Raw genomic sequence first — 9,549 nt, forward strand, 5'->3', positions numbered from 1 at the left:
AAAGGTGTGTTTGCTGCAGGTGACTGTACCACTGTTCCTTACAAACAGATCATCATCGCGACTGGTGAAGGTGCCAAAGCATCATTATCTGCCTTTGATTACATCATTCGTTCTGGTCAGTAATCCTTAAAATCCATGAATTAAAAAAGCCCGCACAATGCGGGCTTTTTACTATCTCAAAGCTGATTTATTCCTGTAAGAGTTGAGCTGCCAGTTTTTCAATATTTGCCATTTCAGGATGTACAGCAGCGACATTGGCTAAAATCGTCACTGCCTTTTTCTTGTTTAAATCAATCATCAAAATAGCAGAATGCCCTGCGGTATTCCCGCCATGCCAGATGATTTTGGTGCCATTGTCCTGTTCTCGCACAAACCAGCCCAATCCCAATTGGTAGCTACCTGCTTTTTCTGTAGTTGCTTGCTGAGTTAATTGTACTGCCGCATTTTTTGCATCGAGCTGAGCTTGTGCAAATCTGGTTAAATCTGAAGCTGTTGAGAATACGCCGCCCGCGGGTAAAAAGGTATTAAATGACCAAGTGGTAATTTCTTTTCCCTGGGCATCAAATGCAGGTACAAGCTGCTTAGCTGCTTGATCAAGCGAGGTATAGCTATTTTTCATCCCATACTTTTTAAATACATGTTCATTGAGTAACTCAGCAAAATCCTTATTTTGCGATTGACTCAAACTCTGTCCTAATAAAGCCACAGCCAAATTAGAATAATGTGGCACTTTTCCACTGTTATTCGCATGTTCAAGCTCTAAGGAATTTTTTAAATATTCTTCCAGTTTAGCTGCATCATATTCCTTATATGGATCAGTATCATCATCTACTTCCAAATTACTCGGTAGTCGTGGCAGCCCAGACGTATGATTGGCTAAATCCTGAAAGCGAACCTGGATATTGTCCTTGAATGGAAAGGCATAATAAGGATTAATCTTGTCATCCAGTTTAATTTTATTTTGTGTCACCAGTTCAGCCAATATGGTTGATGTCATCACTTTGGTCAGAGAACCAATTGCAAAGACTTTATCCTGATTGGCCTTGGCCTGGATTTTGTCCTTATGTTTCTGTACCCCATAGTAATGGGTTTGGTCTTGATCTAATACCGCTATAGCCACCTGAGTCTGCTCTGGAAAAGTCCGTGTAGCCTGATAAATTTTCTCTGTAATCGCTTTTGGATAGCCTTGAATGGCATTGACTGTCTTATTATTTGCTGCAGTAGATTCGATATAGGGCGTAAATAAAAGGCCGGAAATCTGTTGATCATTATTCAAACTCATGCTGAGTTTCAGACGGTCTTTTTCAAAGTTGGTCTTATAGACTGCAGTCTCTTTGCCTTTAGACTCTATATACTCAATACTTTGGATTGTGCCTAGTTGCTGCTGTAAGTTTTTAGAAACTTTTTCAAACATATTTAAAGGAATTGCCTTTTTCGCTTCAGGTGAAAACTTTTCGAAAATTGCTGCATAATTTTGCGCATTAAAATCCTGCTGAAACTGGGTAATAACTTCCCTTTCAATATCCGATTGTGCATAAAGACTGCTCATACAGAGCAAGGATGATAAAAACAGTGATATTTTCTTCATGAGATCAGTATTGTTCCTTAAGTTTATAATGCACTTTCATAAAAATTATTGAAATTAAACATTTTTATAGACTTAATACAGTGCAACGAATAGTTAAAAAATAAGCAAAATATATTCCATATCATTCTATTTTGTGGAGCAGATCAATTCATCTAAGTTTTTGCCCTGTCTATTTCCCATTTTATACTTGTTGTTCTTAAGCTCCACTCGAACTGGTTCAAAAATTGCTTATGAATTGATAGATAGCATAGTTAATTATTTCAGAGAATTTTCTTGAAATAATCTAACGATGTTATGTACTTAGCCAATTATTATTTGTTTTCCTCACTGAGACTTGGGTAACTTTTTGTTATATGACTTGTCATCGTCTAATTTCATCATTAACATGACATATAGGCCTAAAATAAAAGTCCGTGAAAGATAACAAAAAAAATATCAGAAATGTAATGGAGCTTAGCAATGTACTATCAATATCACTGTGCGTGCTGCGATAAAGTTGTGGAAGCTAGCCAAAAAGAATGTCATGCTTGTGGCTCACATAATATTCGCAGCCCTTATGGTTTTTGGATTTTATGTCTGGTGGCCTGTCTGGTTACTGCAATCGCGTTCAAGGTAATGCATGTTTATATCCAGTCACAGCAGCAGGAAGTGCCAGCTCAGTCATCATTATTTGATGTGCTACAACAAGATAATAAACGTCCGCGCTAATTTTCTTATCCTCCAGCAAGACCTGACTTGGATCAGGTCTTTTTTATGCGCTTTTAACTTGAATATGAAATGCTACCAGAATAGAAAATTTGAATTACAATAAGTCATCTTGCAGTGAGAGATGAAAATGGTTCAGTTAATTAAAAAAGGTGGCTTACGTGAGCGTGCCAATCGCAGTCGCAGTTATCAGGGTTCGGAAAATACTGAGACTACCCTTAAACCGAATCGTTATCAGTCTCCAGTGCAGAAACAGGATCATCCAGTTTCTGACGCTTCCGCTGCACAGCAGCTTTCTAACGAAAACTCCTCTGTTACCCCATCGAACTTAGATTTTTAGTTCATTAGAACCAGCGCGTCATACCATAACCAGACTGCAAAAATCAGGAATAACCCGCCTGAAATCATATCGATATAACTTCCTGATCGCTGGTAAGCCTCTTTAATTTTAGGATGGGAAATTAATAGCATTAGTAAAGTAAAAGTAATAAAGGTTTGCAGCGGAATAATCACTGCCAGTTGCGCTTTTAAATAATCAGAAGCTGATGAACTCAGTGCAAGTGAAAATACGCTACTGAAATAGATCAGGGTTTTAGGATTCGACAGATTAGTCAATAAACCCTGCATAAAGTAACTTTTTGGTGCTTCTACCATATTTAAATCATCTTGAGCTTGATGTCTGTTCTGAAAACTTTGCAAGCCGCCTTTTAGCATAGCCCAGCCCATTTTGGCCAAAAACAACCCACCAATGACCATTAATACCTGCTGAATCCAGGGGAACTGGTCGATCAATACGGTAAAGCCTGCTAGCGTCAATACCACCCAAACCACGATCCCCGCTGAAATTCCAGCAATCACCTTTAAGGCATTCATACGTGTCGTAGAGGCTGCACTTTTTGCAATAAGTAAAATGTCAGGGCCCGGGCTTAATTGAGCAACAAAATGCAGAAAACAGATGGTAAAAAGCAAGGACATTTAAAAAAGATCAAATGGTAAAAAAACTATTATAACTTTTGTTTAATGAAATTAGAAAGTTCCAATAAAAAAGCCGGATCATGAGATTCGGCTTGAAGTATTTATATTGAAAACGTGATTTTATTTCTTACTCACATCTTTCATTTCAATTTTCTTGGCTTCCGGGGTCACTTCACGGGCTTCACCATCAATAATAGTTGAATCACCATGACCCCCCTGCTGGTTCTGCATATCCTGCATTTGACGCATCATTTCAGCAAACGGGTTTTGACCTGCACCGCCACCGACATCGCCCATCATGCCACCCATCATTTTTTCCATCATGGCTTGCTGACGTTTCATCATCATTTTCATCATGGCTGCCTGGAAAGCACGTTGTACAGGTGGAATCAGCATTAATACCGCAAGTACATCACTAATCAAACCAGGAATCAGCAGGAAAAAGCCGGCTAAGATTTTAGGCAAATTATTTGATAATGCCGGATCTGCACTCATCTGTCCCATTTGCATTTGCTGCATTTGTGGCATTACACCGGCCGAATATTTCCGGATCAGGTTCATACCGATAAAGAAGGCCGCCACGAACCAGAAAAATACGTACCACATGCTCCCGACAAGGTCACCCACGCCAATCCATACAAATACTTCGAGAACTAAGCCGGCCAGGATAATAAGAAATAATTTCATGAAAATTAATCTAATCTCAGTAAAATAAATATTAGGATGCTGTAATCAACTGCTTCATCAGGATCAAGCTTTTTTGATACGCTTATGTAACAATATGGGCATTATTTTATTTTTAAAGTGCAGGCATGTCATTAATTATTGGGATTGATCCCGGTTCGCGTCTAACAGGTTACGGTATCATCCAGAAAGAAGGTTCAAAACTTACTTTTGTTGATGCGGGAACGATTAGAACTGAAACAGCGGAAATGCCTGAACGTTTAAAACGAATCTTTGCCGGTGTAGAACGGATTGTCAAATTTTACGGCCCGACCGAGGCTGCGGTGGAACAGGTGTTTATGGCACAAAACCCGGATTCTGCTCTTAAACTGGGTCAGGCACGTGGTGCCGCAGTGGCTGCCTTGGTGAATCTTGATCTCAAAGTTGCTGAATATACGGCGCGGCAGATCAAACAGTCTGTTGTGGGCTATGGCGCTGCAGACAAAGAACAGGTTCAGATGATGGTTATGCGTATTCTGAACCTGACAATCAAGCCGCAACAGGATGCTGCTGATGCACTCGCTGCTGCCATTTGTCATGCCCATGCTTCAGGCAGTATGAGTAAAATGGCCGTATTGAATGCATTGGGGGGTATGGCACGCGGACGCAGCCGAGTCAGCACTCGCCGCCGTTAATCTTCAGTTAGTACTTTGAAATCCTGAAAATCAGCGTCTTGAAGATTCAAACTCTGCTGATGTATTGCAGTGACTTTTGCACGTTGTGGTCCAGTTCTGCTGTACTGGATCATTTCCCGAACAATCGCTTCCTTCCCAACAATGACAGCCTCGACTTCGCCTGTTTCCAGATTACGCACAAAACCCTTTAAACCTAATTGAATTGCTTGTTGTTCAAACCAGCGACGGTAACCTACGCCCTGTACTTTGCCCTGAATGATCAAATGAATGGCCTGCATTTTTATTTTCCTTAGTGATTCACAACCTGGTAAATGGCATGTTTCATATCTTGCGCCTGTAAGCCGCGTTCACCCTTTTCCGCCAGTACATCACCTGCAAGTGCGTGCAAAGTTACGATCTCGTGTAAATGGATAGTATTTCTAAATTGGGCTTTCAAACTGGCGATCATGCCAGCAAGTACATCTCCCATTCCTCCGGTTCCCATACCGGCATTACCTGCGGTACAAATATAAAGATCATCCTCTAAAATCAGACTACCTGAACCCTTGAGCACCCATTGTCCCTGATATTTTTGCTGGAGCTGTTGAATTGCCTGAGTGCGATCTGCTTCGACTCCTGATGCTTTCATTTCTAACAAAGTAGCCGCTTCACCTGGATGCGGTGTTGCATAAGTATGGGCATTCAACTTTTGTGGTGCTTTTGCCAGAAACCACAAGGCGTCTGCATCGAGAACTGTCTCCAGTTCTGATTGCTGAATCAGGTCAAACCAGTAATTATATTGCTTCTCAGCCCAAGCATCGCGTCCTAGCCCCATACCAAAACAGACAGCATCAACATGACGAACTAAAGCTTGGCGTTTCTCAGCATCTAGTGCATTGATATCACGCAGCATAATATTCGGAGCACGTGACAAAATGGCCGTATGATGTTTGGCATCACAAACCACAGTGACCTTACCTGCACCAGCAGCAAAGGCTGCCTCAGCTGCCATAATGACCGCACCACCCATATCAGCATGTCCTCCAATCACGAGCACATGCCCATAACTGCCTTTATGTCCAAAAGCCTCACGTTTAGGCAGATGAATTTGAGTCGAGGAAAGTTGAGCTATCGGCACAAGTTCAACATCAGGAGGAATAGCTGAGATGACCTCTACCTTGCCGGCATATTCTTTGCCTTGTCCGGTAAATAATCCCACCTTTAAACCTAAAACAGTAAAACTATGATCTGCCTTAATGGCAACCGGCAAAGGCTGTCCGGTATTGGCATGCAGTCCGCTTGGAATATCCACTGCGATTTTGAGTCCTTGCTGGGCATTAATACTTTGAATAATCTGTTGCCAATTTTCATTCAGATCACGGTTCAAGCCGATCCCAAATAAGGCATCAATATAAACATCATATTGTTTCTGAAAATTAAAACCTGAATAAGTGGGTATACCGATTTGCTGAGCTTCCCCGATTGCTTGAGCCAGATCCTGTGATGGACCGGGTTCTGCTACATAAATATCTATTTCAAAACCGGCCTGTTTTAAATATTTACCTACCAGATAACCATCACCAGCATTATTACCCTGACCGCAACACACAGCGATTTGAGTCAATTGCCGTTGTTCCAACAAAGAGATGAATCGCTGCGCAATTGACCATGCCACCTGTTGCATCAAACCATAAGAACTATTTTGCTTGCCAAACCAACGCTGCTCCCATGCTTGTATATCGCGGCTATGATAAACTTGCTGCTGCATTTCTTATTTCCTGTTTCCGGTTTATGACAACACCCGATTCCCAAGCGCAAATTCAAGTTTATCAACAAGATCCAAATGAACTGAAAGCGTGGATCAAAGCGCAGGCACGAGAGCTGGGTTTTTCTGATTGTGTCATTGCCAAACCGGATGCTCAAGCAGAATTAGCCCGCTTGCAGGAATATTTAGACCGTGGCTATCACGGTGATATGAAGTTTCTGGAAGAAAATCTGGAAAAACGTGCCGATCCAACGCTGCTTATTCCCAATACCAAATCCGTGATCTGTGTACGAATGGATTATCTGGTCGATCTTCCAGAACCGCGCTTAGTGCCCTATGCACCAAATTCTGCGATTATTGCCCGTTATGCCCGTGGTCGTGACTATCATAAGACCATGCGCGGGCGCCTAAAAATGCTGGCTTCTAAAATTCGGGAAAAAGTCGGTGAATTTGAATCTCGCCCCTTTGCAGACTCTGCTCCTGTATTTGAAAAATCCCTGGCCGAAAGTGCGGGCATGGGCTGGACCGGTAAACATACTTTATTAATCCATAAAAAATCCGGGTCTTTCTTTGTTTTAGGTGAGCTGTTTAGCTCACTGGAACTGCCCTTTGATGAGCCTGCAAGCAAACATTGTGGTTCATGCACAGCCTGTATTGATATTTGCCCGACACAGGCTATTGTTGAACCGTATATGCTGGATGCACGTCGCTGTATTGCTTATTTAACCATTGAGTATAAAGGGATCATTCCAGAGGAGTTACGTCGAGGGATTGGTAACCGGGTCTTCGGTTGCGATGATTGTCAGTTGATTTGTCCGTGGAACAGCTTTGCTCAAAAAACTAATATTGAAGATTTTCACCCCCGACATGGACTGGATCAAGTGAGTTTACTGGATCTCTGGCAATGGGATGAAGCTACATTTTTAAGCTCAACTGAAGGCAGTCCATTACGCCGTACCGGCTATCAGAGCTTTATGCGCAATATTGCGATCGGCTTGGGTAATGCGCCTTTTGATCCACAGATTGTCCAGGCATTACAAGCTCAGCAGAATCAACATGATGAGATTGTACAAGTTCATATTGACTGGGCCATACAGGAACAACTGGCAAAATCCCGGTAATTTTCAATTTTTACTTCGGTTCACATTTTCTCGTCAAAGCCTTACACAGTTACTGTGCAAGCTATGGCATAAAGGAAAAAGAATAGAAATAAAGCCGGAGGTGGATATGCAAAAGTCATCTGATACACAACATCAAAATCAGGAACAGCTTGAAGAGTTGCAACATCAACACCAGAAGCAGCAACAACAGCAACAGCAGCAGTCACAACATGGCCCGCTTGGCTCTCCAAAAAATAACCAGCACGAACAAGATGAACGTGTATTAAACAAGCAACATCGTAGTGATTTACAAAACCAGAATATTCACGGAAATCATCGTGAATAAACTCCGATCAAGAGTTCAACTACAAAGCTCACCTTGTGTGGGTTTTGTTTTTTCTATAAGGTCATATTTTGCTAATGAAGATGGCGATACTTTTACTTAAGATGGAGCCTGATAAATAAATATGAACAAGGATGGACAGATGAACAGTATTGATCCAATACGTAATGATTGGTCTCGTGCAGAAATTGAAGCCCTATATCAACAACCTTTAATGGACTTAATCTTTCAGGCTCAACAGGTTCATCGTCAATATTTTGATGCCAATACCGTTCAGGTCAGTACCCTGCTCTCTATTAAAACCGGTAAATGCCCGGAAGATTGCAAATACTGTTCTCAGTCCGCACATTATGATTCCAAACTCGAAGCGGAAAAACGCATTGCAGTAGAAAAAGTAATTCAGGAAGCAAAAGAAGCTCTGGCCTCTGGCAGTTCACGCTTCTGCATGGGAGCAGCATGGCGTAATCCGCATGAACGTGATATGCCTTATGTACTGGACATGGTACGTGAAGTCAAAGCACTTGGACTAGAGACCTGTATGACTTTAGGCATGCTGAATGCCTCACAGGCAGAACGTCTAAAAGATGCTGGACTGGATTATTACAATCACAATCTGGATACATCACGTGAATACTATTCACATATTATCAGTACCCGCAGCTTTGATGACCGACTAGATACATTGGACCATGTGCGTCAAGCTGGCTTGAAAGTCTGTAGTGGTGGCATTGTCGGCTTAGGTGAAAGTCGTAATGACCGGATCGGTTTATTATTTGAGCTTTCTACACTTCCGATTCACCCAGAATCTGTGCCCATCAATATGCTAGTGCCAATTGAAGGCACACCGATGGCAGATGTTGAAAAACTGGATGTGATTGAATGGATTCGAACTATTGCAGTGGCCCGCATTCTGATGCCAAAAAGTTATATTCGTCTTTCGGCAGGCCGTGAATCACTGACTGACTCAGATCAGGCATTGGCATTTATGGCAGGCGCCAACTCAATTTTCTCAGGCGAAAAACTGCTAACGACTCCAAATACAGCCAAAGGTCGTGACCAACAGCTCTTTGAAAAATTGGGACTGGTAGCAGAACAACCAAAGCCAAGCATCCGCGCATTGGCGACTGATGCAATGGCAAGTTAATTGAAATAATTCAAGATGCTGAAAAGTTATGCGCAGTAATTAAAATGCCATAACTGGCATTGAGATAATCACCGATCCGGATCTGGTCTGTTCCATTGGCATGATGTACGACCAGTTCCTGCGTCAGTGCATCAAAACTAAAAGAGTCATAACAGTCCTGATGCAGGCTTAACCAGTGTAAAGTGTCAGCCAGATTTTCATCTACAATATAGGTTTTGGCATGGAAATCTTTGCTCATTTAAGCCTTCTCATCATGTGGTACTGGTAATGATTTTAATGGATATGAGTTTAGATTAAATATAATGGATATAAAAAAGTGAGCATATCGCTCACTTTTTCTTGCAGTATTTTTTAATCTCTTTGGGTACCACATTTGCGGCATTCCCAATCTGCCCCAATTTCCTCCATTTGCTGGTATTCATAAATGTGCAGACAAAATATTTTTTTTAATAACTGAAGCATTGCTAAAACTCCTGTAATTATTTTTTATCAGCTTCCTGATCTTTCTTCCTGAAACATCCATGCTTTTTGGTTTAAAAATCATATTATATTTATTAACATATTTTTACATTCTGTCAAATACACTTCGTCT

The 9,549-nt window shown here is 41.5% G+C and carries 12 protein-coding genes and 1 pseudogene; 7 read left to right on the forward strand and 6 right to left on the reverse strand.

The window, feature by feature from the left end:
- Nucleotides 1–123: pseudogene (locus tag B4J23_RS10525) on the forward strand (pyridine nucleotide-disulfide oxidoreductase); the annotation flags it as partial.
- 64 nt (nt 124–187) lie between these two features.
- Here B4J23_RS10525 and B4J23_RS10530 read toward each other — a convergent pair.
- Complete coding sequence (locus B4J23_RS10530) at nt 188–1,588, reverse strand: beta-lactamase family protein (RefSeq protein ID WP_291360523.1); 1,401 nt, start codon at nt 1,586–1,588, stop codon at nt 188–190.
- A 459-nt stretch (nt 1,589–2,047) separates the two neighbouring features.
- Here B4J23_RS10530 and B4J23_RS10535 point away from each other — a divergent pair, with 459 nt between their 5' ends.
- Together B4J23_RS10535 and B4J23_RS10540 are read left to right on the forward strand one after the other, a co-directional pair.
- Entirely contained in the window at nt 2,048–2,296 is a 249-nt protein-coding gene (locus B4J23_RS10535) for a hypothetical protein (protein ID WP_291360524.1), read from the forward strand.
- A 127-nt stretch (nt 2,297–2,423) separates the two neighbouring features.
- Nucleotides 2,424–2,633 carry a hypothetical protein gene (locus B4J23_RS10540; RefSeq protein ID WP_291360525.1) on the forward strand — a complete coding sequence of 70 codons (210 nt, stop codon included), beginning with the start codon at nt 2,424–2,426 and terminating at the stop codon, nt 2,631–2,633.
- Here B4J23_RS10540 and B4J23_RS10545 read toward each other — a convergent pair.
- Both B4J23_RS10545 and B4J23_RS10550 read right to left on the reverse strand, forming a co-directional pair.
- A complete protein-coding gene (locus B4J23_RS10545; protein WP_291360526.1) occupies nt 2,630–3,268 on the reverse strand; it encodes a LysE family transporter in 639 nt (212 codons plus the stop codon). The genes B4J23_RS10540 and B4J23_RS10545 overlap by 4 nt on opposite strands.
- A gap of 120 nt (nt 3,269–3,388) precedes the next feature.
- Entirely contained in the window at nt 3,389–3,955 is a 567-nt protein-coding gene (locus tag B4J23_RS10550; protein WP_291360527.1) for an FxsA family protein, read from the reverse strand.
- Between the two features lie 125 nt (nt 3,956–4,080).
- Here B4J23_RS10550 and ruvC point away from each other — a divergent pair, with 125 nt between their 5' ends.
- Nucleotides 4,081–4,626, forward strand: coding sequence for a crossover junction endodeoxyribonuclease RuvC (ruvC, locus tag B4J23_RS10555; protein ID WP_004784062.1), 546 nt, complete (start codon nt 4,081–4,083; stop codon nt 4,624–4,626).
- On the opposite strand, the gene B4J23_RS10560 is transcribed toward ruvC, so the two are convergent.
- Both B4J23_RS10560 and B4J23_RS10565 read right to left on the reverse strand, forming a co-directional pair.
- Nucleotides 4,623–4,904: an acylphosphatase gene (locus tag B4J23_RS10560; protein ID WP_291360528.1), complete on the reverse strand. Its 282-nt coding sequence runs from the start codon at nt 4,902–4,904 to the stop codon at nt 4,623–4,625. The genes ruvC and B4J23_RS10560 overlap by 4 nt on opposite strands.
- A gap of 11 nt (nt 4,905–4,915) precedes the next feature.
- Nucleotides 4,916–6,373 (reverse strand): NAD(P)H-hydrate dehydratase, encoded by a 1,458-nt coding sequence (locus B4J23_RS10565; protein WP_291360529.1) that lies wholly within the window; start codon nt 6,371–6,373, stop codon nt 4,916–4,918.
- A 23-nt stretch (nt 6,374–6,396) separates the two neighbouring features.
- Between B4J23_RS10565 and queG the strand changes: the two genes are divergently transcribed.
- From queG to bioB, 3 genes are all read left to right on the forward strand, one after another.
- The gene (gene queG / locus B4J23_RS10570) at nt 6,397–7,491 is read left to right on the forward strand and encodes a tRNA epoxyqueuosine(34) reductase QueG (protein WP_125279756.1); all 1,095 of its coding nucleotides are present in this window, start codon (nt 6,397–6,399) and stop codon (nt 7,489–7,491) included.
- Between the two features lie 106 nt (nt 7,492–7,597).
- Nucleotides 7,598–7,816, forward strand: a complete 219-nt coding sequence (locus tag B4J23_RS10575; RefSeq protein WP_005236211.1) for a hypothetical protein — start codon at nt 7,598–7,600, stop codon at nt 7,814–7,816.
- A 139-nt stretch (nt 7,817–7,955) separates the two neighbouring features.
- Entirely contained in the window at nt 7,956–8,957 is a 1,002-nt protein-coding gene (gene bioB / locus B4J23_RS10580; protein ID WP_159124490.1) for a biotin synthase BioB, read from the forward strand.
- 10 nt (nt 8,958–8,967) lie between these two features.
- Here the strand turns inward: bioB and B4J23_RS10585 are convergent, their stop codons facing one another.
- Nucleotides 8,968–9,195 (reverse strand): hypothetical protein, encoded by a 228-nt coding sequence (locus tag B4J23_RS10585; protein WP_125279759.1) that lies wholly within the window; start codon nt 9,193–9,195, stop codon nt 8,968–8,970.
- Between the last annotated feature and the right edge of the window lie 354 nt (nt 9,196–9,549).

The sequence above is a fragment of the Acinetobacter sp. UBA3025 genome, assembly GCF_002367915.1.
Lineage (GTDB): Bacteria > Pseudomonadota > Gammaproteobacteria > Pseudomonadales > Moraxellaceae > Acinetobacter.

Excerpts from the sequence above, each read along its gene's own strand:
- B4J23_RS10540 (WP_291360525.1), top strand. The coding sequence starts at position 2,424 with ATGGTTCAGTTAATTAAAAAAGGTGGCTTACGTGAGCGTGCCAATCGC.
- B4J23_RS10535 (WP_291360524.1), top strand. The coding sequence starts at position 2,048 with ATGTACTATCAATATCACTGTGCGTGCTGCGATAAAGTTGTGGAAGCT.
- bioB (WP_159124490.1), top strand. The coding sequence starts at position 7,956 with ATGAACAGTATTGATCCAATACGTAATGATTGGTCTCGTGCAGAAATT.
- B4J23_RS10585 (WP_125279759.1), bottom strand. The coding sequence starts at position 9,195 with ATGAGCAAAGATTTCCATGCCAAAACCTATATTGTAGATGAAAATCTG.
- B4J23_RS10565 (WP_291360529.1), bottom strand. The coding sequence starts at position 6,373 with ATGCAGCAGCAAGTTTATCATAGCCGCGATATACAAGCATGGGAGCAG.
- ruvC (WP_004784062.1), top strand. The coding sequence starts at position 4,081 with ATGTCATTAATTATTGGGATTGATCCCGGTTCGCGTCTAACAGGTTAC.
- B4J23_RS10560 (WP_291360528.1), bottom strand. The coding sequence starts at position 4,904 with ATGCAGGCCATTCATTTGATCATTCAGGGCAAAGTACAGGGCGTAGGT.
- B4J23_RS10530 (WP_291360523.1), bottom strand. The coding sequence starts at position 1,588 with ATGAAGAAAATATCACTGTTTTTATCATCCTTGCTCTGTATGAGCAGT.
- B4J23_RS10575 (WP_005236211.1), top strand. The coding sequence starts at position 7,598 with ATGCAAAAGTCATCTGATACACAACATCAAAATCAGGAACAGCTTGAA.
- queG (WP_125279756.1), top strand. The coding sequence starts at position 6,397 with ATGACAACACCCGATTCCCAAGCGCAAATTCAAGTTTATCAACAAGAT.
- B4J23_RS10550 (WP_291360527.1), bottom strand. The coding sequence starts at position 3,955 with ATGAAATTATTTCTTATTATCCTGGCCGGCTTAGTTCTCGAAGTATTT.
- B4J23_RS10545 (WP_291360526.1), bottom strand. The coding sequence starts at position 3,268 with ATGTCCTTGCTTTTTACCATCTGTTTTCTGCATTTTGTTGCTCAATTA.